This is a genomic window from Methylophaga pinxianii, from assembly GCF_020447225.1.
Lineage (GTDB): Bacteria > Pseudomonadota > Gammaproteobacteria > Nitrosococcales > Methylophagaceae > Methylophaga > Methylophaga pinxianii.
Window position 1 is genome coordinate 1 of sequence record NZ_JAJAEO010000154.1, and the last position, 22,935, is coordinate 22,935.

Annotated in this window: 26 protein-coding genes and 1 tRNA gene; 6 read left to right on the forward strand and 21 right to left on the reverse strand. The window is 42.8% G+C overall.

All coding sequences use genetic code 11. The features are described 5' to 3' along the window. Positions 1 to 45: 45 nt before the first annotated feature. Positions 46 to 1,044, reverse strand: coding sequence for an NADPH-dependent aldehyde reductase Ahr (gene ahr / locus LGT40_RS04390; protein ID WP_226070022.1), 999 nt, complete (start codon positions 1,042 to 1,044; stop codon positions 46 to 48). A gap of 316 nt (positions 1,045 to 1,360) precedes the next feature. On the opposite strand from ahr, the gene LGT40_RS04395 reads away from it, so the two are divergent. After that, positions 1,361 to 1,699 (forward strand): hypothetical protein, encoded by a 339-nt coding sequence (locus LGT40_RS04395; protein ID WP_226070023.1) that lies wholly within the window; start codon positions 1,361 to 1,363, stop codon positions 1,697 to 1,699. 49 nt (positions 1,700 to 1,748) lie between these two features. Next, positions 1,749 to 2,024, forward strand: a complete 276-nt coding sequence (locus tag LGT40_RS04400) for a hypothetical protein (RefSeq protein WP_226070024.1) — start codon at positions 1,749 to 1,751, stop codon at positions 2,022 to 2,024. A 61-nt stretch (positions 2,025 to 2,085) separates the two neighbouring features. On the opposite strand, the gene bfr is transcribed toward LGT40_RS04400, so the two are convergent. Both bfr and LGT40_RS04410 read right to left on the reverse strand, forming a co-directional pair. Next, positions 2,086 to 2,565 (reverse strand): bacterioferritin, encoded by a 480-nt coding sequence (bfr, locus tag LGT40_RS04405; RefSeq protein ID WP_226070026.1) that lies wholly within the window; start codon positions 2,563 to 2,565, stop codon positions 2,086 to 2,088. 270 nt (positions 2,566 to 2,835) lie between these two features. Continuing rightward, the gene (locus LGT40_RS04410) at positions 2,836 to 3,054 is read right to left on the reverse strand and encodes a (2Fe-2S)-binding protein (RefSeq protein WP_226070027.1); all 219 of its coding nucleotides are present in this window, start codon (positions 3,052 to 3,054) and stop codon (positions 2,836 to 2,838) included. A 160-nt stretch (positions 3,055 to 3,214) separates the two neighbouring features. Between LGT40_RS04410 and LGT40_RS04415 the strand changes: the two genes are divergently transcribed. Further along, positions 3,215 to 3,913 (forward strand): response regulator transcription factor, encoded by a 699-nt coding sequence (locus tag LGT40_RS04415; protein WP_226070028.1) that lies wholly within the window; start codon positions 3,215 to 3,217, stop codon positions 3,911 to 3,913. Positions 3,914 to 3,954: 41 nt separating this feature from the next. On the opposite strand, the gene LGT40_RS04420 is transcribed toward LGT40_RS04415, so the two are convergent. From LGT40_RS04420 to LGT40_RS04455, 8 genes are read right to left on the reverse strand one after another with little or no spacing between them, the layout of a single operon-like run. Beyond that, positions 3,955 to 5,256 carry a sensor histidine kinase gene (locus LGT40_RS04420; protein ID WP_226070029.1) on the reverse strand — a complete coding sequence of 434 codons (1,302 nt, stop codon included), beginning with the start codon at positions 5,254 to 5,256 and terminating at the stop codon, positions 3,955 to 3,957. Between the two features lie 4 nt (positions 5,257 to 5,260). Continuing rightward, the gene (locus tag LGT40_RS04425; RefSeq protein WP_226070031.1) at positions 5,261 to 6,295 is read right to left on the reverse strand and encodes an SAM-dependent methyltransferase; all 1,035 of its coding nucleotides are present in this window, start codon (positions 6,293 to 6,295) and stop codon (positions 5,261 to 5,263) included. Next, positions 6,292 to 7,056 (reverse strand): DUF1295 domain-containing protein, encoded by a 765-nt coding sequence (locus LGT40_RS04430; RefSeq protein ID WP_226070032.1) that lies wholly within the window; start codon positions 7,054 to 7,056, stop codon positions 6,292 to 6,294. Before LGT40_RS04430 ends, LGT40_RS04425 begins: the two co-directional genes overlap by 4 nt. After that, entirely contained in the window at positions 7,043 to 7,582 is a 540-nt protein-coding gene (locus LGT40_RS04435; protein ID WP_226070034.1) for a DUF2878 domain-containing protein, read from the reverse strand. Before LGT40_RS04435 ends, LGT40_RS04430 begins: the two co-directional genes overlap by 14 nt. After that, positions 7,575 to 8,837, reverse strand: coding sequence for an SAM-dependent methyltransferase (locus tag LGT40_RS04440; RefSeq protein WP_226070035.1), 1,263 nt, complete (start codon positions 8,835 to 8,837; stop codon positions 7,575 to 7,577). Before LGT40_RS04440 ends, LGT40_RS04435 begins: the two co-directional genes overlap by 8 nt. Further along, a complete protein-coding gene (locus LGT40_RS04445) occupies positions 8,834 to 9,622 on the reverse strand; it encodes a DUF1365 domain-containing protein (RefSeq protein ID WP_226070036.1) in 789 nt (262 codons plus the stop codon). The genes LGT40_RS04440 and LGT40_RS04445 overlap by 4 nt, the downstream gene beginning before the upstream one ends. Further along, complete coding sequence (locus LGT40_RS04450; protein WP_226070037.1) at positions 9,612 to 10,874, reverse strand: NAD(P)/FAD-dependent oxidoreductase; 1,263 nt, start codon at positions 10,872 to 10,874, stop codon at positions 9,612 to 9,614. The genes LGT40_RS04445 and LGT40_RS04450 overlap by 11 nt, the downstream gene beginning before the upstream one ends. After that, positions 10,871 to 11,803, reverse strand: coding sequence for an acyl-CoA desaturase (locus LGT40_RS04455; protein ID WP_226070038.1), 933 nt, complete (start codon positions 11,801 to 11,803; stop codon positions 10,871 to 10,873). Before LGT40_RS04455 ends, LGT40_RS04450 begins: the two co-directional genes overlap by 4 nt. Before the next feature lie 248 nt (positions 11,804 to 12,051). On the opposite strand from LGT40_RS04455, the gene LGT40_RS04460 reads away from it, so the two are divergent. Beyond that, positions 12,052 to 12,543 (forward strand): nuclear transport factor 2 family protein, encoded by a 492-nt coding sequence (locus tag LGT40_RS04460; protein ID WP_226070039.1) that lies wholly within the window; start codon positions 12,052 to 12,054, stop codon positions 12,541 to 12,543. After that, positions 12,540 to 13,076 (forward strand): chalcone isomerase family protein, encoded by a 537-nt coding sequence (locus LGT40_RS04465; protein ID WP_226070040.1) that lies wholly within the window; start codon positions 12,540 to 12,542, stop codon positions 13,074 to 13,076. Before LGT40_RS04460 ends, LGT40_RS04465 begins: the two co-directional genes overlap by 4 nt. Before the next feature lie 26 nt (positions 13,077 to 13,102). Here the strand turns inward: LGT40_RS04465 and LGT40_RS04470 are convergent, their stop codons facing one another. The 5 genes from LGT40_RS04470 to ectA all read right to left on the reverse strand — a co-directional run bounded on the left by LGT40_RS04470 (position 13,103) and on the right by ectA (position 17,910). Beyond that, the gene (locus LGT40_RS04470) at positions 13,103 to 14,005 is read right to left on the reverse strand and encodes a TPR end-of-group domain-containing protein (RefSeq protein WP_226070041.1); all 903 of its coding nucleotides are present in this window, start codon (positions 14,003 to 14,005) and stop codon (positions 13,103 to 13,105) included. Beyond that, positions 13,990 to 15,432: an aspartate kinase gene (locus tag LGT40_RS04475; RefSeq protein WP_226070042.1), complete on the reverse strand. Its 1,443-nt coding sequence runs from the start codon at positions 15,430 to 15,432 to the stop codon at positions 13,990 to 13,992. The genes LGT40_RS04470 and LGT40_RS04475 overlap by 16 nt, the downstream gene beginning before the upstream one ends. 58 nt (positions 15,433 to 15,490) lie before the next feature. Continuing rightward, positions 15,491 to 15,895 (reverse strand): ectoine synthase, encoded by a 405-nt coding sequence (locus LGT40_RS04480; RefSeq protein ID WP_226070043.1) that lies wholly within the window; start codon positions 15,893 to 15,895, stop codon positions 15,491 to 15,493. 83 nt (positions 15,896 to 15,978) lie between these two features. Then, positions 15,979 to 17,340 (reverse strand): diaminobutyrate--2-oxoglutarate transaminase, encoded by a 1,362-nt coding sequence (gene ectB, locus LGT40_RS04485; protein ID WP_226070044.1) that lies wholly within the window; start codon positions 17,338 to 17,340, stop codon positions 15,979 to 15,981. A 54-nt stretch (positions 17,341 to 17,394) separates the two neighbouring features. Continuing rightward, positions 17,395 to 17,910 carry a diaminobutyrate acetyltransferase gene (ectA, locus tag LGT40_RS04490; RefSeq protein WP_226070045.1) on the reverse strand — a complete coding sequence of 172 codons (516 nt, stop codon included), beginning with the start codon at positions 17,908 to 17,910 and terminating at the stop codon, positions 17,395 to 17,397. Between the two features lie 290 nt (positions 17,911 to 18,200). On the opposite strand from ectA, the gene LGT40_RS04495 reads away from it, so the two are divergent. Then, positions 18,201 to 18,791, forward strand: coding sequence for a MarR family winged helix-turn-helix transcriptional regulator (locus LGT40_RS04495; RefSeq protein ID WP_285229308.1), 591 nt, complete (start codon positions 18,201 to 18,203; stop codon positions 18,789 to 18,791). Here the strand turns inward: LGT40_RS04495 and LGT40_RS04500 are convergent. The 5 genes from LGT40_RS04500 to ihfA form a co-directional block, all read right to left on the reverse strand. Then, positions 18,788 to 20,902, reverse strand: a complete 2,115-nt coding sequence (locus tag LGT40_RS04500) for a two-component system response regulator (protein ID WP_226070046.1) — start codon at positions 20,900 to 20,902, stop codon at positions 18,788 to 18,790. The genes LGT40_RS04495 and LGT40_RS04500 overlap by 4 nt on opposite strands. A 156-nt stretch (positions 20,903 to 21,058) precedes the next feature. Beyond that, positions 21,059 to 22,105: an NADP(H)-dependent aldo-keto reductase gene (locus LGT40_RS04505; protein ID WP_226070048.1), complete on the reverse strand. Its 1,047-nt coding sequence runs from the start codon at positions 22,103 to 22,105 to the stop codon at positions 21,059 to 21,061. Between the two features lie 78 nt (positions 22,106 to 22,183). Beyond that, positions 22,184 to 22,260: transfer RNA gene (locus LGT40_RS04510), tRNA-Pro, on the reverse strand. Positions 22,261 to 22,291: 31 nt separating this feature from the next. Beyond that, entirely contained in the window at positions 22,292 to 22,654 is a 363-nt protein-coding gene (locus LGT40_RS04515; protein WP_226070049.1) for a MerR family transcriptional regulator, read from the reverse strand. Beyond that, on the reverse strand, positions 22,638 to 22,934 hold the full coding sequence (gene ihfA, locus LGT40_RS04520; RefSeq protein WP_014706670.1) for an integration host factor subunit alpha: 297 nt from the start codon (positions 22,932 to 22,934) through the stop codon (positions 22,638 to 22,640). Before ihfA ends, LGT40_RS04515 begins: the two co-directional genes overlap by 17 nt. Position 22,935: the final 1 nt, after the last annotated feature.

Sequence of the window (22,935 nt, forward strand, 5' to 3'; positions counted from 1 at the left end):
TTTTTTTTGCTATCAATGAACTCTGTAACCGTTATTCTTTTGATGTTAACGCGCTAGCACTATTCGATAACGCACGTCGCCAGTACGCAATTTTTCAATAGCCTCATTTATTTGTTCAAACGGATAGATTTCGATCACAGGTTTTACCTGGTGCCGCTGAGCAAATTCCAACATTTTGCCACAGGTTTGCATACTGCCTGTATCTGAACCGGAAATACTTCTTTGTGCTTCCGTCAGGTTAAATACACTAATATCCAAAGGTGCCATGGTGGCACCGACAAAGTGCAGCCGTCCTTTTGGTTTTAACTTACTCAGATATAAATTCCAGTCCAATTTGACATTGACGGTAGACAAAATCAGATCAAATTTTCTTGGCAAGGCAGCCATGACATTACTGTCACGAGAGTCAACAGTGTAGTGGGCTCCCATCGTCAGGGCTTCCTGTAATTTTGTTTGGCTGGTAAATGCGCTAACTTCACATCCCCATGCTTTGAGAAATTGCAGTGCCAAGTGGCCTAACCCTCCAATACCGATAACTGCCACCTTGTCAGTGGGTTTGATATCAAATTGAATCAGAGGATTAAACACGGTCAAGCCTCCACATAGCAAAGGCCCAGCGGACATCAGATCAATACTATCGGGTAATGGAATCACACTATTGGCATTAGCTCGAACTTTATCGGCAAACCCGCCATGATGACCAACAATGGTCGGTGTTAAATCTGAACAGATATTTTCATCACCGTTTTGGCATTGTTCACAGGTTTCACAATAATCGGCGTACCAACCTAATCCAACGGTTTGTCCGACTTTCAAGTCATTTACCGCAGTACCAAGCTGAATCACCGTTCCGACAACCTCGTGACCCGCAATAACCGGATAGCTCGACATACCCCAATCATCGTCAATGATGCTGATATCACTATGACAGATGCCACAATAACGAACCTCTATCTCAACCTCATGCGCTCCAAGCGGAGCGGGCTCATATTGATAGGCAGTCAATTTAGCACCCGGCGTCAATGCAGCATAAGCATTAATCATGAGAATTCCTTTAGAATGAGCAAAATACCAACTGGCCCTATTATATTTCGGCGTTGCATAAGCATTTATCCCAAATTGGCAAACTTTTCCAGAAACACTGCCACCCTACACTGCTCAATCTTTAAAATATCAACCCGTTCTTATCTCTCTGTACCGAGTAGTATTTGCATACCCATGGGCAGATGTTATAGTCAAACCGTCAGACAAAATATCTTCTGCTTGCGGGTATTAAACCTTCCAAGCCTGCTTCTGCCAAACATCCTTCTTTTTTCCTCGACTGCTCCTGAATGATTCCCATACAACCCAGAGGGGACTTATGTACAAGAAACTGAGCATGATTATTTTTGTATTTTGTGTCGCCTGCTCTTCCAATAGCACCGATTTAACCTTTGCTGAACTTGAAGCTGCAGGCTTTAAAAAAGAACAACAACAGTATTTTCAGTTAGTCGGTGCCACCAATGCATGGTCAGGTAGATGGGCCAATGAAGATATTGAAATATATACTTTTGATGATCCCGACCTTGAAAATGCTCCCTTTTATAAGTCCATCAAAGTGAACACTAATGACTCACGCTGGGCAGATAAATGTGTGCACAGGAATGTTGTCTTGCTTAGCAATGGTGAGCAAGCCTGCAAACGGTTATATAAGCTTTAGCACCTCTAAATTCTGCAGAGATAATGACACTCTAAGGAGGACGTTTTAAATGAGTGAAGAATATGCACAACAACTTATTGATATTCTGCTTTTATCAGAAAACTTTCAGATGAACTTAAACACGCTGATTTCCAAAGTTGCTCACTTTGATAGTGACTCGCATGCTGATAAAGCCTGCTTAGCCGAAGCATTCGATATGCTTACCAGAGAAGAACTCATCTGGTTAGAAAATGAACCGGTATACGAAAATGAGCAAGGATTGATTCAGTTTAACGATATGCAAGTCGGATTAACTAAAACCGGCTCAAATGCGTCAATCAATTAATAGTCCATAAAAAAGCCCCATCAGCCAAACTGATGGGGCTTTGTATTAAAACTTGAGATAACTACTCTGCTTCTTTAACAATTTGTGCCTGATGGTAGTTTTCGATACCCATCTTATCAATTAATCCTAATTGGGTTTCCAACCAGTCGACATGATCTTCTTCCGATTCGAGAATTTTTTTGAATAAATCTCGAGTCACATAGTCAGCAATCTGTTCGCAATATTGAATACCTTCCTTCAAATCAGGAATGGCATCCAGTTCCAATGAAAGATCCGCTTCAAGCATCTCACGGGTATTTTCACCGATACGTAAAGCACCGAGTTCCTGGAGATTCGGTAAACCTTCCAGAAATAAAACACGCTCGGTAAGCGCGTCGGCATGTTTCATTTCGTCAATGGATTCATGATATTCATGTTCATAGAGGTTTTTCAGCCCCCAATCTTTGTACATTTTGGCGTGCAAGAAATATTGGTTAATCGCTATCAGCTCATTACCTAATACTTTATTCAGCAGCTCAATAACTTTTTTATCGCCTTTCATCGAATAATCCCTCTCTCATGATTCAATAGTGTCGATTATGGTTGAATAATCCTAAAAGTCAAAGATAAGTTATTGATATTAAAGACAAATGATAACAATTATCATCTACATTCTTTTCAGCAGGAGAATAAAAATTGAAAATTAACAATTAAAGCTAGCTAAATTAGTGACTTGTTGGAGAACCCAAAAATCACAAAATGATCCAGTAAAAAATCTGTTGTAAAGAAGAGATGAGTGAGGGATCGAAAAGGAAAAGTTATCTGCGCAGTATTAACGTGACGCACTGACAGACTGAGCAACCATGAAGTTGTCTTGATCATTTGCTTGTGGGGCATGTTGTTGTAATACGCGATTCACTTTAAACTGGCATTTACCACAACACGCTGCCGCACCCGTCGATTCACGGATAGCTTCCACAGTGCCTGCGCCAGCATCGATTGATGCTTTCACTTTATCAACATTCACGTTGTTGCATACACAAACTATCATGAAAATAACCTTATTAAATAATCTTGATGTAAATGATAATGATTGTTATTTAATTAGTCAAACACCTTATGATAATTTTTGGGAGAAATTCCCAAAAATGTTACTTGCGGTGAAGTAATTTACATCGTAACGTAGCTCTATCAGGCCTTAAGAGAACGTTATGAAAGCAATATCTGCAACCGTTTTAATTGTCGAAGATCATCGGGATTTAGCTGCAAATGTAGGTGATTACCTGGAAGTGGGCGGATTTACCGTCGATTTTGCGACTGACGGCATCACGGCTTTACAGTTATGTGAAGAACATCATTATGATGCCATCGTTCTGGATGTCATGTTGCCAGGGATTGATGGCTTTGAAGTATGCCGGAGATTACGCCAGGAAATGCATCTGCATACCCCGATTATTATGCTGACAGCTCGTGACACGATTAATGACAAGGTAAACGGTTTTGATTTGGGTGCCGACGACTATCTGATTAAACCCTTTGAAATGCGTGAACTGGAAGTACGTCTGATCGCTATGATCAGACGACAACGGGGCGAAATGGAAGGTGGAAAACTCACTGTAGCCGATCTTACTTATGATTTGGATACCATGCGGGTGATGCGTGGTAATCAAGTGATAAAACTCTCACCAATCACATTACACATATTACGGATCCTCATGCGTGAGTCCCCTAAAATCGTCAGCCGTGAACGTCTGGAAGCTGAAGTTTGGGGAGATGATGCCCCGGATAGTGATACTTTACGCAGCCACCTTTATAACCTGCGTAAAAGTCTGGATAAACCCTTCCAAAACCAGTTAATGCATACCCTGCCTGGCGTGGGATATAAACTTTGTAGTGAAGATGATCTCTAAAAAATGAGATGCTGGTTGCATCAAATCTTTAACAAAAATAATTACCGACTGCGAAATTGTGCCTTGGGAAAATGAACACTGACCTCAGTCCCCTCCCCCATCTTGCTGGACAAGCGCAGGTTCCACTCATAACGGTTACACAGCCGTTTAACAATAGTCATACCAATGCCATATCCTGTTGCCTGTTGTTTTTCATCCGCTCGAAAAAAAGGTTTAAACACTTTTTGTATTTGGTCACGATCCATGCCAATACCACTGTCAGCTACTGAAAAGCCATTTGAGCGGATAGATACGGTAATATTGCCACGTAATGTGTAATTAAAGGCATTGCGCAGAAGGTTGCCAATTAAGATAGGCAAGACACGTTCCGCAGCCTGCACAACTAAGATGCCCGACTCTTCAATATTCACTGTAATCGGTTTATCGTGATGGATAATTCGCAGATTATCCAGTTCAGCTGCTATCAGATCATTTACGGTCACTTCGCGTAACGGTAATGCCTCAACCTGCTCTCTTGCTAGCAGCAACAAGGTTTCGATCAAAGATTCCATATCCGTCAGCGTGCGATACATACGATTCATTTCCGTGACAGCCTGGTCACCGTATTTACGTTCAACCAGTTCCAATGCACCACGAACCACTGCTATCGGTGTTCTTAACTCGTGACTCACGTCGCGAGTAAAGTTTCGTTCACGTTCAACAAACTGTTCCAGGCGATTAGTAAATTCGTCGAGCGCCCGAACCAGACTGGAAACTTCATCATCAGGAATATTGCGTAATTCATCGAGATCCAACTGTGGAAAATTTCCCTCACGAAAGTCGACGTCATTAACAGCCCGCGATAATTTCATGATGGGTGATACAGCTTTATGAGATTGTCGATAGGCAATCCAGGCCAATAAATACAGAACGACCAATACCATTGCCAGTGGTAATAAACCAAATACCAGGGCCAACCGGGATACTTTTACTTCATCAAAAATAAGGTATAAACGCCTGTTGCCCTTGTCTTCGACATATACGATGGGTTGCTGCCCTGCAAATTCTGCTCGTTGCAGCCCAGGACCGAGTTCTTGCAAGGGTGGCGGCAATGCCGAATAGTCATTTTCCTCGGCCATATAGGCTTTCAAATTCATAGTATTGGGTAATGGAAATGATGGATCTTCTGCTCGCATATCCCAGAAATGTTGGGCCTCACCTTCCAAAGCAGCACGCACCAGAACATCCTCTAAGGTTGCTTTAGCCGCATAAATACCCGCAATGGCGACCAGGCTGATCAAGCCAATCTGAATCAGAAAGACTTTAACCAGCTTGGCGTGCAGATTGGTTTTGGATTTGGCCATGCTTTCAGTTTACTCGCTTGGAAAACAAATAGTGTGTGACTAACCATTCAGTTCCATCACGATAACCAAATAACTCGGCACATGCCATAAAGAATAGCCGCCAGCGTTGTAACCAAATAGCGCCCTTATCCTTGCCATAAGTTTGGTCAAATAAAGCCTTGATCTGTTTTGCATTTTTATCAGTATTGTCCAGCCAGGCCTCAGCGGTTTTTTGGTAATGACGGCCATTAACCAACCATTGTTTTTCAATCTGCAATGCATCCTGAAAATGTAACAATGTATCTGCTGAAGGCATCAGCCCACCAGTAAAAAAGTAGCGTCCCATCCAGTTATCATCACCTTCTGTTTCAAAGGGATAGACCACGCTACGGTGACAAAAAATATGTACAAATAATTTACCTTCAGCATTTAACCAACGACTGACTTTATCCAACAGCTGCTGGTAATTACGCATATGCTCAAACATTTCAATCGATACAATCCGATCAAACTGACTGTCCAGTTCCAATTCATTTACATCACAGGTAATAATATTGATATTAGTTAATCCACGAGCAAATGCTTGCTTTTCAATGTATTCACGTTGTGAATTTGAGTTGGATACTGCCGTTATTCGCGAGAAGGGAAAACGCTCAGCCAGATACAACGTCAACGAACCCCAACCACAGCCCAGCTCCAGAATGGTCTGACCATTTTTGAAATCGCCCCGCTCGATATAAATATCCAACATGGCCTTCTCAGCTTGATCCAGCGATAAAGTATAGTCATCCCACCAGCAGCTACTGTATTTCAGGTGTTTACCTAATGACAGTTGATAAAACTCAGCGGGCACTTCGTAATGCTGTTCATTGGCGGCCTGGGTTTCTATAGCTATCGGGCTTTCACGCAACATCTCAATACACTGATTTTTAATGTCACTCGCCGCTTCGGGATCATAAGCGTTTTCATCGTGGAGTCTTTGCTTAAGTAACCGGCGAATACCGACTCTGATCAACAGATCTGGCACCAGACCTTTTTCAGCAATGGTAATTAAGCTCATGTTTTTTTCCTCCAGGGAATAAATGCACTGGTTGTTTGTTGATATCGGCGATATTTATCCCCACGACTGCGAATCGCTTGTTGTTCGGTGTAGGGTATACCGGTAATAAAATAAAGAAATAACAGCATGACCAGTGGCGCCAGCCATAGCCAGAGCGCGTTTTCAATGCCAATCGCTAATAATGGATAAGTAAACCAGTGCAGCCACTCGAAAAAGTAATTTGGATGTCTGGAATAATTCCACAAGCCTGTTTCACAGACTTCACCTTTGTTTTTCGGGTTGGCCTTGAAATTAGCCAATTGATTATCAGCGAGCGTGACGCCAGTGATAGCAATAATGGCTACTGCAAGACCGGCATATTGCGCAACACCTAAAGATTCAATTTCTCCTTGGCTGATAACCCAAACTGGAAGGGCAAATCCCCACGCTAATAAAGCCTGAAACTGAAAAAAGAAAAAATGGTAAATGTTGGTTTTCTGTCCCCAATATTCTCTCAGGTACTTATATCGCCCATCCTCATCTTCTCCCAAGACCCGGCGAGCAAGATGTATTCCCAAGCGTAAATACCAACACAGCATGATGCTGGATGCCAGAATAGCCAAAGGCAAATAGCCATCACTGGTTAGCAAATGGAATAGTGCCAAAAGACTCAGTGAAAATGCCCACAACACATCAACAATGCCAGCATTTTTGCTACGAAGTTGCCAGCTCCAACCAACTAGCATTATCAAAGAAACGATCAAAAGACTAAACCACAGCATGTTTACCTGACTCCTGTTTGCGCCAATAAGTGGCCAATGTCAGTAATAATGGAATAGCCAGCCCCCAGCTGATGCTTAATAACACAACCAGCAGCTCAGGTTGCAGCCATTGCAAAGCACCTAATTGACTTCCCGCGTAATAGGAAACAGGGCTGGCAACCGCTGAAAATATTCCAGCCAGTACTCGACGTCTTAATAACCATGACATCGAGTGATTAAGGGTTAAGGCAAAATTGATCCACAAACACCATATCCACCAGGGGGCAAGCGGTTCAATTGTTTGTGCCTGATAGGCCATCAAATTCCAGGCAGACCAGCTGGAATCCAGCATGACACCGATGACAATCGCCGCCAGTAGCAATTTATAATCCGTCTGTTTCCATGGGTAGTAACGAAAATGAAAAATTACCACTGCCAGTGAAAACAGCACCGCCGGTGAATTTAAATCAGCCGCGCCACTCAACACACATACAAACCAGCCGAGTTGAAATAAAACAAAGTTAACCATTGTCAGCCGTTCAGGCATAAGCAGGACACCACTGTGCACGACGATTGCCCGCTTTACTGAATAATAAATGCACGTCACTGATACTGCGTTCGGCAAAACCACCTTCGCAGTAACACAAATAAAACTCCCACATGCGGATAAAAGCCTCTGGATAACCCATGATCCGGACTTTATCGAGAGAAGCATTGAAGCGTTCCCGCCAGGTTGCCAGGGTAATAGCATAACTGGGGCCAATATCCTCAAGACTGGTCAGCTTCAGTTTGGCTTTAGCTGCTGCATTACTCAGTACCGTCACACTGGGAATAAAGCTGCCCGGGAAAATATAACGCTTGATAAAGTCCACTGACTTGACTGCCTGGGCATAACGATGATCTTCAAGCGTAATCGCCTGAATTATGGCCAGTCCATCAGGTGTTAATAAATCGGCACAGCGCTGAAAATATTCATTGATATAGTGATGCCCTACTGCCTCAACCATCTCAATAGAAATCAATTTGTTATATTGCCCCTGCAAATCACGGTAATCCTCAAGCAGAACGGTTACTTGATCTGTTAAACCGGCTTTTTCTACCCGCTGCACGGCATAATCAAATTGCTGCCGGGAAATCGTTGTTGTGGTGACTTTACAGCCATAATGTTGCGCAGCAAACACCGCACAGCCCCCCCAACCCGTACCAATTTCGAGCAAATGATCGGTAGGTTGTAAATCCAGTTTGTCACACAACCTTGCCAGCTTTTGCTGTTGGGCAACCTCCAATGATTCGGTTCCAGTGTAATAAAGACCTGACGAATACATCATCCAGTCTTTATCCAGAAACAATTCGAATAAATCATTCCCCAAATCGTAATGTGCCGCGATGTTTTTTCGACTGCCATCGCGACTGTTGCGGTTAAGCCAGTGAAAGCCTTTTAAAAATGTGCCGGTAACTCTGGCTAAGCCCTGTTCAAGCTCATCTGTCAATGATTGGTTACGTACCAGAATTCTCACCAGCGCAGTTAAATCACTACATTGCCAATCGCCATGCATATACGATTCAGCAGCGCCCACGCTGCCGCCACGTACTACGGCCTGAAAAAAATGTCTGTCGTAAACCGTTAAACAAACGGATAAATCAGCTTGTGGATCGCCCAGTTCATAGACGTGGTCCGCTGTATGCAAATGAATACGACCATGCTGAATTCTGCTTAATTGACGAATGACCGCTTTTTCATAAATTTTCGATAACCAGCTGACTTTGTTTTTTTGGGTTTCAATAACGGCCGATTTACTCATTTATCCTCTCCGTGCAGTATCACAGGCTGTTTGGTCGTTTCTGCTTGCTGATCAGGATGACTGAAGGTGGGTGTATGTTTTCCCCATAAACGTAATGCCTGCCAATAAATCCGCATCACGACACGCAGAGTTTGCAGCGGATAACGAATGGGTAACCAGCGCATGTTTCTGGCAGTCATTGGCTGGAAATCAGCCTGTAAAGTGGCATCAAACTGCCGTTCGCCTTCGCGCAGCAATACCATATTGATGTTGACAGCATCATTGTCCAGCTGAAATCGCCAGTGATACTGAATATCCATAGGCATAAACGGTGAAATATGAAACTGTTTATCAAAATCAAAACGCCATGGCTGACTTTGTTGTTGATCCACTTTCAAGACATAGGCATAACGCTCATTCCATGGCGTATTGTTAATTTCAGCGACAATGAAATGCAGTTGTTCCTGTTCAAAGCAGAAATAAAACGTCACTGGATTGAAAATAAATCCCAGGTAACGTGGATGCGTGAGGATCTTAACCTTGCCAGAGAAGGTGTCACCGCTTCGTTGGTGAATCAGATCGATCACCGCCTGTTTCAAATCGGTTTGTCTGGATTGCAGGTAATCCTTACGATAAAAACTGATAAGATTAAAGCGTTCCAAAGACCAGAATCGTGAGCGTTTAAAGTGAGCTTGCAGTTCGTCAAGATCCAGCATCAACATCGCTAATGGATACTGAAAAGCATGATTTTGCGGCAGATGCCGTTGATGGTGCACCCAGCCGCGATATATTCCATCACGCAACATTGGCCACTTCCTGCTCAGTGTTTTCAAGTGCTGCAATCACACGCAGTGCACTGCTGACCCCATCTTCATGAAACCCCCATCCCCAATAAGCTCCACAGTAAAAAGTATGTTGCGTATCAGCAATTTCCTGCCAACGCCTTTGTGCATGAAGTGTAGAAAGATTATAGATGGGATGAGCATAACGACGATGGACCAGAACTTTCTTTGGATCAATTAAATGCCCCGAATTTAATGACACGATAAGCTCCTGCTGAGCATCCAAGCTTTGCAAAGTATTCATGTGATAACTTACCGTGCATTGTTGCTGCAGTTCGGGCCCCACTCGTACATTCCAACTGGCCCATGCCAGAGGGTTTCTCGGTAATATTTGACTGTCGGTATGCAAATGCATTTCGTTTTCCTGAAATCCAATTCCCCCCAAAACAGCCACTTCTGTTTCACTGGGTTGATCCAGCATACGCAAGGCTTGATCCGCGTGTGTGGCAATAATGACTTTATCGAAATGACGTTTTTCGCCATGCACTGTCAATGTCACGCCACGAGCACTACGTTCTATGCGATGTATCGGAGAACCCGTCATAAATTCTGCAGAAGTCTGCCTTACCAGCGAGTCCACATAGGTTTTGGATCCTCCTTTCACAACTCGCCATTGAGGTCTGTCAGTCAAAGACAGCATATGATGGTTATGCATAAAACGGATAAAATACTGTGCGGGAAAATCCACCACCGACAAACTAGGCCCGGACCATAAAGCACAGGCCATTGGAATTAAGTGATCATTAATAAAAATATCACTGTAATTGTTGATAGAGAGATATTGTCCCAGCGTCAGGCCATCGTCCTGTTCGTTCAACAGCAGCGGTGCTTCACGATAAAACCTGACCAAATCCCATAACATTCGATAGAAACGATAATTGACCAAATTACGCCGCTGACAAAAAAGTCTATTGATATCCGTCGCGTTATATTCCAGGCCTGATTTTGTATTGCTGACACTAAAACTCATTTCTGTCGGCTGACTTTCTACACCTAGCTGCTTAAGTAACTGGCTGAAATTGGGATAGTTCTGTTGGTTGAAAACGATAAAACCGGTATCAACATTGAAAATTTTTCCTGACAGCTCTACAGCATGCGTATCGGTATGTCCGCCAAGGTAATTACTGGCTTCAAATACTGTTACATCATGTTTTTTTGCCAGGTAATACGCTGCGCTCAGGCCAGATATACCCGCACCTACCACAGCGATCTTCATAGTCCTGCCTCCGGAAGTACTTTGTTACTTTCCCGTTTTTGAAGTGGCACCGATCGTAAATCCCAGATAAGTCCAAGTTTTTGCATCATTTTTAAAACGTAATAACTGATATCAATTTCCCACCAATAAAAACCCTGCCGGACAGAAACCGGATAATGATGGTGATTGTTATGCCAGCCCTCTCCTAGCGTAATTAGCGCCAACACAAAATTGTTACGACTTTCATCGCCCGTCTGGTAGCGCTTTTTACCAATGCGATGGGCCATGGAATTGATCATCAGGGTGGCATGTAACAACACAACGGTTGAGATGAAATATCCCCATACCAGCATTTGCCAACCATTGGTTTCTAATCCTGGTGCATATTTTTCCAGCATTACACCACTGATAAATAACGACACAGCTAACAAAAGCGGAACCATCAAATCATACCGATCCAACCAGCGTAATTCTTTAAACCGTTGCCAGTCTGGCACCAGTCGATAATCCGCCTGATAGTGCTTCGTAGAGAGAAACCAGCCCATATGACTCCATAAAAAACCTTGTTTCGGTGAATGAGGATCGGCTGGCTGATCTGCATGACGATGATGCTGACGATGATGTGCGGCCCACCATAAAGGGCCTCGCTGGGTAGCACTTGCACCAATTGATGCAAAGACAAACTGAACTGTCCGCGACGTTTTAAAAGATTTGTGTGAAAAATAGCGGTGATAAAAGGCTGTTATCGCAAACATTCTGATGAGATATAAAACAATTGCCGTAAGCAATGCCGTCATCGAGAACCCGACAAAGATAACTGTCAGACAAGCCAGATGCATCAGCAAAAATGGGATAACTCTTACCCAATCAACGCCAGTATCAGCATTGTCTGGATCAGCCGCAGAAAAGCTGGCTTCACCGTTGTCAAACCATTGTCGAATTGATTTCATGAAGTGTCTCTTTTTCGATGATGTGAAGCTTAGTCAGCAAAGTGTGAATTGCATGTGAAGAATTTAGAGTCTATTGCTCTTTCATCACCAAACAGACTCTTCACCTCCTTTTCACAGACTCTACGTTCTTATGAGACACGCCATAACTTTTGATGGAACATGACATCATGTTAAACAATTCACTAGCAGCGAGATTAACGTGGTTGTTGCCGCCCATCATTTTAATCTCAGCCTGTAGCGGAACCTCTATGCAAAGTGCCTATGTAAACGACTATCAGAAAGCGCTTCAGTCAAGTGCCTCCCGGCCAGTTACAAACACTGATGCCGTTAATGGCTTTATTGAAGTTTTTAACAAGACACAACATGATGACGTGGCATCTATCATTCGAGAAACCTACGCAGAAACCCTTTATTTCAACGATACTTTTCGTACGATTACTGACAGGAATACGTTAATCAATTACATGCAACAAACCGGTCAACAAGTTGATTGGCTTGAAGTTCAGGTTCAGGACATAGCCCACAGTGAGCACGATATGTATGTCCGCTGGATAATGCGAATGCAATTTACAGTGATGGGTAAAAAAGTAGAAAGTGAGTCAATCGGGATCAGCCAATTACGTTTCGACAAACAAGGCAAAATTATTTTGCATCAGGATTTCTGGGATGGCGTGGATGGCTTTTATCAGCACTTACCGATCATTGGTTATTCCTTAAGAAAAATCCGGGAGCGATTATGAAAAAGCGTTATTTTGTCATTTTATTATCAGTCTTTCAGTCAGTACACGCCAACAGCTTTGAATCGGAAATACGACTGAATGATCATACTTTAAAACAGTGTTCTGCTGTCCCCATTAAAGTGATGTTGTTTAACCTTGGCGATGTAGCATTGTATCGTGAGCAGTGTAATGACAACACCGAACTGACCAGCAAACCTTTGCAACTCTCTTTTATTTATAAACGTAGTTTTGATGCCGAAGACTTCCAAAAATCGTCAGTGGAATTACTCAAACGTAATCTGGATGCGAATACGTTTGCGTCGATTGAATCTGCACTACTGGAATTTAATGCAGGTTATCAGCAAGCCGATGAAGGCGATCGTTACGACATCCGGTTTTCTGCCGCTACAGGTTTAGTATTATTTAAAAATGGAATACAACTCAGTCAAAGTGATAATGCACAACTGGGTAAGACCTATTTCGACATCTGGTTTGGCCAAGATCCATTCAGCAAAGGCATGAAAAACGATTTATTAGCCGGCCTGAAACAATAAACCCGCCAGTTGGGCGGGTTTATTGTTTAGAGAATTTCTTCACTCGGATATAACAGTTTTTGTAATCCGGGATGTTCTTGTAGAGGTTGCAAGGCAGGATCCTGGGAAATTTCTTCTCGGTAACTTTCACTTCGAAAAATTGCTTCCTTAAGATAATGTAGCGCTTCTTCAAACTGATTCATGGCCGTATATGCGCAGGCTAACTGATAAAAAGCATGACTGTTTTGCGGATCAATCAATAAAGCCTGATGACACAAGTTGGCAGCCCATTGAGGTTCACCCAACTCCAGTACCGCATCAGCTTTATAGGTTAATGCTTCGCAATCATCTCGTTTTATTTTCAGAATATGATCATAAATACCGATTTTATGCGATGCGGTATTTTCCTGTGCGGCGCGTAACCAGAGTGATTGCAGTTCCTGAGTCCGCTCAATTTCTTCCCGATTTTCTTCAATATGCTGGGTTTTCTGATTAAGTTGTTGCTCAATCGCATGCAAACGCTGTTCGTATTCTGTCACCAGTTTTGAAATTTCTTCATCAGCTAATGAATGAACACGTTCCTTGATTTCTCTTATTGAAGTCCAGCCAACCAGCACTAATATTGAAGTTGCACCGGCAATCAAATAGAAAAAATAGGTGACGGTATTCGTTGAATAGGTCACCGCTTTATCCACCGCATTGATTTCCCGATTAACAATCTGCTGAATCATTTCGTTACGTTGTGCTGCCATGTCGGTGCGAAGCTGTTTCAACTCATCTAAAACATAGCGCTCAATAAACGGCGAATAAAGCGGTTCATCCAATACATCGACTTCGGCTTCAAATTTTTCGATTTGCGCCTCAGGTAACGGAGCTACCTGAGGGTCTGGCTCCGCATTTGCCACAAAGGGCAAACACAAAATACATAGCGCTATTAAGAAGCGAGGCATATAGCTCTTCCGTGATCATGAACTTCAACGAGATAACTGTGCAGATTTTTAATCGCATCGGCATAGTCATCTTCATCAATGATAAATTGCATATCCACCTGACGCATCGACTGGTGCATCGCTAATACACTGATATTTTTCTCAGCCAGTGCACTTACCGTACGTGCCAGAATTCCGGGGATTTTCATATCACTACCAATCGCCGAGACGATGGCAACTTTCTGCTGATTAATCTCTGCTTCAGGAAATTGCTCCTGCAAAGCTTCCCGAATCCGGCGAATATTCTTCAAGCTAGCCGTCAGATAGTGAGTAATCGTATTGGCATTGATATCTTTAGAAATAATGTGAGCCTTGTTTTTACGGATCTGCAACAGAATTTCACGATCATAGGTATCGATATTACCTGCCATATCCTGATCAAATAGCTCAAAGGCATAAACATGTTTACATCCAGCAATGATTTCCACGCAGGGCTTAGTACTAATGTAATCACCGGTAATCAACGTACCGGCATGCTCAGGCTCAAAGGTATTACGAACCCGCAATGGAATATTATTCTGACGCAGTCCTTTAGCCGCTTTGGGATGGATGGCTTCCATACCCAGATTTGCTAACTGATCAGCCACATCATAATTGGTCCGGCCAATCGGTACCGCATTGTCTTCCCCCACCAGGCGGGGATCAGCACTACTTAAATGAAATTCTTTATGGATGATCGCTTCGTTGGCTTTGGTTAACACAGCGATACGACTGAAAGTCATCTCACTGTAACCACGATCAAAGGTCGACATCAATCCATCATCACTGTGAGCATAGCCCGTTACAATCGGTAATTCTTTACTCAGATCAATTTTGGCAAACGCTTTGTCAATCCGCTCATCCAGCTTCATGTGTTTGTCAGTTTGCCAACCAGTTAAGTCAACGTATCGAGCATTTATCTTGTCTTTTTTCAGTAATGTGGCCGTATTCCATGCACTATGAGCTTCACCAATACTGGCCAACATTTCTCTTACCGTTGCCAAGTGCATATCCAAAGCGAAGTGACCATGCTGACAAAGGCGTTGTAAATCGGCCAACACACGCTCTGCATCATCCAGACGCACGCCAATGAAATCATTGGCAAGTTTCAATGTTTTTTTATCTTTGAATAATTGCTGATTAATGGAAAATATCTCTTTTTTGAGCTTTTCCATCGCTTCCTTCCAGCTGTCATCATTCAAGCTGTTGGCAAATTCGGCATAGACGCCAGCCTGGCCATTTTTTTTGTGCTCAAGCAAAAGGTTTGTAATACCACCGTAAGCTGAAACAACAAACACTCGATTGTAAATTGACTCGTTATGGACCGGTTTCAGAATAATATTGTCGCGCACAGCGACATAGTCGCTCATCGAGGTGCCGCCTATTTTTTCTACCGTATGAAATTGCATATCTACTCTCTGTTAATTCGTTGTATTCCGGGCTTTACCAGAAAGGCTACAGTGCCTTTTATTCAGTCACTGCTTCAGCATCTAATTCATATGCACCTTCAGCGTTATGAACCTCTTTCCCATTTAATGGCGGGTTAAATACGCAAGCAAGATGAAGTTCTTTAAATGCGCGCAGAATGTGACGATCATGCTGATTCAAGTTATAAAGTGTACCGGGGGTAATCTTGTAGACTTTGCCATCATCCAGTGTTTCCACTTCACCTTCACCGCTGATGCAATACACTGATTCAAGGTGATTCTGATAATGCATACGGAAATCAGCACCCGCATAAATAGTTGTGATATGGAATGAAAACCCCATTTTGTCGTCTTTCAATAACATACGTGTGCTTTCCCAGTTTCCATCTGGAGAAACGATGCGACGAGAGGTTTTTTGAGCTTCTTGAAGTTGTCTGACGATCATGATGTTGTCCTCTGAGTATGCTTGATAATGCCCGGCGAGCGAAGGATCGCCCACCGGATAATGAATATGGAAATGCCCAGTGATTAACTTGCTGCTTTATTGTTTTCTGGCTCTACCATATCGGACTTGCTGGCTTCATCGCTTACCGAATAATCACCTTCGAAAAAGTCTTTTTCTTCCGGAATGCTGTCAGCCTTATCACAAACTTCTTTGATGGCTTTTTCCAGAATATCGATACCCTTTTGCAGGTTGGCATCGCTAATAGTGAGTGGGCAAAGGAATTTCACCACATGATCATCAGCACCACTGGTTTCGATAATCAATCCGTTCTGGAAACATTTACGCGTAATCTGACCAGCTAAATCGCCGCTCACACAGTTAATACCGCGGAACATACCCCGACCATGAGAATTGAAGTTACCTTCACCATATTTGGCAACAATTCTATCGACCCGCTCAGCAATGTATTGGCCTTTACGTTGTACCTCTTTGGCAAACGTATCGTCTTTCCAGAAATAGTCCAGTGCTGCTTTAGCCGTCACAAACGCATGGTTGTTACCACGGAATGTGCCGTTATGTTCACCTGGAGACCATTGATCGACTTCCGGTTTCATCAACACGACGGCGAACGGCAGACCATATCCGCTTAACGATTTTGATAAAGTGACGATATCAGGGTAGATTCCGGCTTCTTCGAAACTGAAGAAAGTACCAGTACGGCCACAACCGGCCTGAATATCATCAACAATCAGCAGTACTTCATGGCGTTTACAGATTTCTGAAAGACTTTGTAACCATGTCATCGACGCAGCGTTAATACCGCCCTCACCCTGCACGGTTTCGACAATAACGGCTGCTGGTTTATCAACACCACTGCTGGAATCAGACAACATCTTGTCAAGCAGATTGGTGGTGTCAAAGTCATCGCCCAGATAACCATCGTATGGAATGCGTGTTGAACCATGTAAAGCAATACCGGCACCACCACGATGAGTTGAGTTACCTGTGACAGATAATGAACCCAGACTTTGTCCGTGCCAGCCATTAGTAAAAGAGATAATGTTTTCGCGACCGGTCTTTTTACGTGCTATTTTCAGTGCAGCTTCTACCGCATTGGTACCAGTCGGACCAGTAAACATCACAATGTAATCAAGGTCTCGTGGTTTGAGGATATTTTCATTAAAACTCTCTAAAAACTCACCCTTGGCACGAGTATGTAAATCAAGACCTTGAGTAATACCGTCACGTTGAATGTAATCAATCAGTTTTTCTTTGAAAACAGGATGGTTGTGACCATAGTTCAGCGAACCTGCACCCGCTAGAAAATCAATATATTCATTACCATCTTCATCATAAATCAACTCGCCAAGGGCTTTGTCAAATAACCGTGGAAAAGCGCGAGCGTATGAACGTACCTCTGATTCAATCTCTTCAAAAATTTTCATTCGATTTTATCTCCTTTGAAAATTGGGTCATTCCTGACCTGTATTTATTATGTATTAGGCTACTGGCTTGAAGGGGCCAACTTTGACGAGCATTTCAGTATCGTGTTGATCCGCAAAATGCTGATGGCGATCAAACATAATACTACTGCTTATTTCGGTATCCAGCTTACGAGCAAGACTTTCAAACAAGGCCCATGAAGCTTTGTTGTCAGGGGTGATGGTTGTTTCGATCCGTTTGATATCGCGATTAGGTTCTCGTGCCAGGATCGCTTTCAGCATTCTCCCGGCTAGCCCCTGACCACGTGCTTTTTCGCCGACAGCAACCTGCCATACAAATAATGTTTCAGGACGCAGAGGAATGCGATAACCGGAGATAAATCCCACCACTTCATTATCGAGAACGGCCGCAACGGCGGTTTCTGCGAAATGGCTGCTTTGCAATAAATTGCAATACATTGAATTCGTATCCAATGGTGGGCATTCAGAAATAAGTTTGTGCACGGCTGCACCGAGATCGGCCGTGGGTTGCAACAACTCAATGGGTAATGGCGCAGTCTTTACTTGGCTCATATTTATAATCAACTCTAATGTTTATTGCACTAAGCATTTAGTGACTAACTAAAAATAGAAATCCTTACCTGCAATTTCATTATTCAATTTAATCATGCATTTATGACTTGCAGATGACAGAATCTAAATATATAGTACACTAAACAAATTAAAAGTCCAGACCACTTTATCATCTGCAATTTAGTTTGTTATCTTTCAAAAGATCCGTTGTAAAGTCAGGCTGAAAAGCCGTTAAGGTAGGAAATACTGTCTACCCAAGTTGAACAATTTATTTAAAAACGTGGGAAAATATGTTGAATTCAATTCAAATTAATACCGAAACTATTGACGCACTTGGTCTAAATAAAGAGCAAAGGGAACACCTGTTGAATCATATTGAAGAAGTGCTTATCGCTCTGCGTCGGGTCATTCGGGCTACCGATTTACATTCCAAGTATTTAGCAAAGACAACCGGCCTGACAGCACCGCAGATCCTCTTATTGCAAACATTACGTGATAAGGGGCAGGTGACGATTGGCGAGCTGGCTCAGGAAATGAGTTTAAGTCAGGCGACAGTGACTACAATTCTGGATCGACTGGAAAAACGTGGGTTGGTTTATCGTCAACGTTCTAAAACTGACAAACGTAAAGTTCACGCATATTTAACCGAAACAGCTACCGAAACGCTGAAGAGTGCCCCCATTCCTCTTCAGGATCGTTTTACCCGTGAATTCAGTAAATTGGATGAATGGGAACAAGCAATGATTATGTCCGCATTGAAGCGTGTCGCACAAATGATGGATGCGCAGCATATTGATGCATCACCGGTTTTGGATATTGGATTATTGGACCGTTATGAAGATGAACAGGATGTTGTGAAAATGCCTGGCAAGCAACGTTAATTATTATGCAGGTTTTCGTCTCTTCCCAAGAGTCTTTCAATTTCACCTGCGGGCAGGGGTTTACTGTAATAGTAACCTTGTAACTCCTTACATCCCATGCTGGTGAGTATATTGACCTGCTCAACACTTTCAACCCCTTCAGCAATGGTTCTCAATCCCAGATTCTCTGCTAATTGCACAATGGTTCGGGCAATAGCCGCATCTTTTGGATTATCGACAATTTCATCGACAAAACTTTTATCAATTTTAAGCGTATTGATTGGAAAGTTTTTTAAATAACTCAGCGAAGAATAACCCGTGCCAAAATCGTCAATGGCCAAGCCGACGCCCATTTCTTTTAATGCCTGCAATAATGGAATGGTCTCCATTACGTCTTTGAGCATTGCTGTTTCAGTAATTTCCAACTCTAATGATGCTGCGGGCAAACCAGAATTTTTAAGACTCTGTCCCACATGCTCCAATAATAACTGCTGATTAAATTGCATGGCAGATAAATTCACCGAAACACGCCATTGTTGGGCAAATTTCTGTTGCCATTGTCTGACTTGCAGACAGGAATGACTCAATACCCACTCGCCGATAGCTACAATTAATCCGGTCTTTTCAGCCACATCTATAAAGGTTAGTGGCCCCAGCAATCCTTTTTCCGGATGCAGCCAGCGTAATAATGCTTCAAACCCAATAATTTTCTGTGTTTCTACATCAATTTGCGGCTGATAAAATAACAGAAACTCATTACGTTCCAAGGCTTGTCGAAGATCCTGCTCAGTTTGCAAACGCTCATAGAGATAATCATTCATCTCAGCAGAAAAAAACTGATAATTATTACGCCCCAACTCCTTGGCATGATTCATCGCCACATCGGCATGCTGCATCAGACTTTGAACGTTATCTCCATCACCAGGAAAAATAGCAATTCCAATACTCACCGTACTGAAGACATGATGGGTTTTGATATCAAAAGACTTTTCAAATTTAGCCACAATACGTTGAGCGATATTGGCCAGCACGTCCACGTTATCAATATCAGTCAGCATGACTGTAAATTCATCACCGGCAAACCGGGCAACGCAATCATCCTTGTCTTTGCTTATGGCAATCAAATCGGCATCGCGCAAGCAGTCTTTGATTCTTGCTGCCGCTTCACACAACAAGGCATCTCCGACCTGGTGACCATAGGTATCATTAATGTGTTTAAAGTGATCTAAATCAATAAACATCAACGTTAATGATTGATTTTTATGTCGGGCTCGGGCTATTGCCGTTTCAAGCTGTTCAATAAACAACCGCCGATTGGGTAAATCTGTCAGCGTGTCGTAATAAGTGTAATAAGCTATTTCCTGTTCAGATTGTTTCAAAGAAGTGATGTCTTGTAAGGTGCCTACAATCTTCCATCCATCATAGTCTTCGTTAATTTCCGTTCGTTCATGAAGATAAAACAACTTTCCACTATTCGACTGAATACGATATTCAATTTCATAAGGATGTTTTTGCTGAATAGCTCTACGCAATGCCTGCTTATATAAGGGACGATCATCAACGAAGATATGCCGAAACACTTGTTTGAATGAAATGCCCTGTGAAACGTTTTGAATACCCAGTAAATGATATAAGTCAGCGCTGCACTGAATTTTGTTCTGCTTAAAATCCCATTCCCAATAGATTAGGTGCGCAATAGCTTGTGCTTTGGCAAGTTTAGAACGACTTTTGCTCAACTCAAGTAAGGTATGGTTCGCTTTTAAAATGTAACGAACCCGGTGTGCAAATAACGGCCATTTAAACGGTTTGGTAATAAAGTCTGTGGCACCTGCCTCAAATGCTTTCTCAATATCTTCAGCTCTGTCATGCACTGTCACCATCATAATGGCTGCATGTTGTCCCTTTGGAAGTAGACGTAACTGACGGCAGCAACTGAAGCCATCCATGCCTGGCATAGATACATCTAGAATCGTAATGTCCGGTAAACACTCAGCAAAAAGCGTTAATGCCTGTTCACCATTTTCAGCTTCAATAATAGATAAAGTCGGATCCTGGAGTGATTGCTTCATCAATAAGCGCGTGACTGGATCGTCATCGACGATAAGCACGGTATAGAAGGATTGACTATCCATGTTGCCGTATACCTGAATTTCTAAGCATAGAAATACTGATATAAGAATGTCCGAATAGATCGGCAGCAGTTTATATCAGCAATAATAACTGAATAGATAAACTACCATAACAGCGCATGCTTTAACCTGCGCTAGCGCACATTTCTGAAATGCATTTTAAGGCGCAGGATTAGGAGTCGTTTTATGGATATCCTCAATAGCGCTAACAACTTCATCACTAAGAATTAATTGTTCACTGGCAACGTTGGTTTGTAATTGCTGCATTGTGGTCGCCCCAATGATAGTAGACGCCACAAACGGCCGGCTATTCACATAAGCTAAGGCCATTTGCGCAGGATCTAATCGATGTTGTTTTGCTAAATCAACATAGGCCTGAGTAGCCTTAACAGCTTGTGAATTACTATAACGGGCATAATGCGGCCATAAACTCATTCTAGCCGTAGCAGGTGCATCATTTTGTAAATACTTACCCGTCAGAACGCCAAAGCCCAGCGGTGAATATGCCAATAATGGCACGTTTTCACGATAGCTGATTTCAGCACAGCCAATTTCAAAAGTACGATTGAGTAGACTGTAAGGATTTTGAACTGACGCTATCACAGGGAGATTCATCGCCTTGGCCACAGAAATAAACTGCATCAGCCCCCAAGGTGTTTCATTCGATAGCCCGATATAACGAATTTTGCCGGCTTTAACCTGCTTTTCAAGTGCTTGCAGTGTTTCGATAACAGGTGTCATTGCGGCTTCGGCGGGATCCGGTTGATAGCCCAACTTGCCAAAATAATTGGTTTGGCGTTCAGGCCAGTGTAACTGATATAAATCCAGATAATCGGTTTGCAAACGTTGCAAGCTGTTATTGAGTGCTTCGCTGATATTTTTGTCGTCAAACCGTGATTTTCCCTGGCGAATATGACCTACCCAGTCCGCACCGGGTCCAGCGATTTTACTTGCAAGAACCAAATCTTCGCGTCGGCCGCGTTGTGCTATCCAATTTCCAATAATGGATTCGGTTGCACCATATGTTTCTGCTTTAGGTGGTATGGCATACAACTCCGCTGTATCAATGAAATTAATACCTTGAGCAATAGCATAATCCAGCTGCTCGAATGCTTCTTGTTGAGAGTTTTGTTCCCCATAGGTCATCGTGCCCAGACAAATCTGGCTGACAGTTAAATCGCTATTACCAAGGGTATTAAATTGCATAGAAGTATCCTGTTTTTTCAAACGGCAGAAACAAAACAACGCCCATTAAGAGCGTTGTGATGAGTTGAAAGTTGCTAATGGTCGGGACAGAAGGATTTGAACCTTCGACCCCTTGCACCCCATGCAAGTGCGCTACCAGGCTGCGCCATGCCCCGACAAGCAACAAAACAGTGAAATTATAACGTATTAAGCCAGAATCGTGCGGATTTGTTCCAGCTCTTTCAACATTTCATTAATCAGTTGTTTGCGGTTTTCATTATTATGCGTGGCTTCAGGTTTATGTTCTGTTTCCAGTTGCTGGCGCGCACCACCAATAGTAAACCCTTGTTCATAAAGCAGTCCACGAATTTCACGGATCAGCACCACATCATGGCGTTGGTAGTAACGACGATTACCTCGACGTTTAACCGGTTTTAACTGCGTAAACTCTTGCTCCCAGTAACGTAAAACATGAGGTTTAACGCCACATAATTCACTGACTTCACCAATAGTAAAGTAGCGCTTACCAGGAATTGCTGGTAGTTCGTTGTTATTACTCGCCTCTAGCATAACTGTCCACCCTTGCTTTCAATTTTTGGCCAGGACGGAAAGTAACAACACGACGGGCAGTAATTGGAATTTCTTCACCCGTTTTTGGGTTACGGCCAGGCCGTTCATTTTTGTCGCGCAGTTCAAAATTACCAAATCCTGAAAGTTTCACCTGATCACCTTCCTCAAGTGCTCCACGGATTTCTTCAAAGAACATTTCAACCAGTTCTTTTGCTTCTCGTTTATTGAATCCCAACTCTTCGTATAGTTGTTCCGTCATATCGGCTTTAGTAAGTGCCATT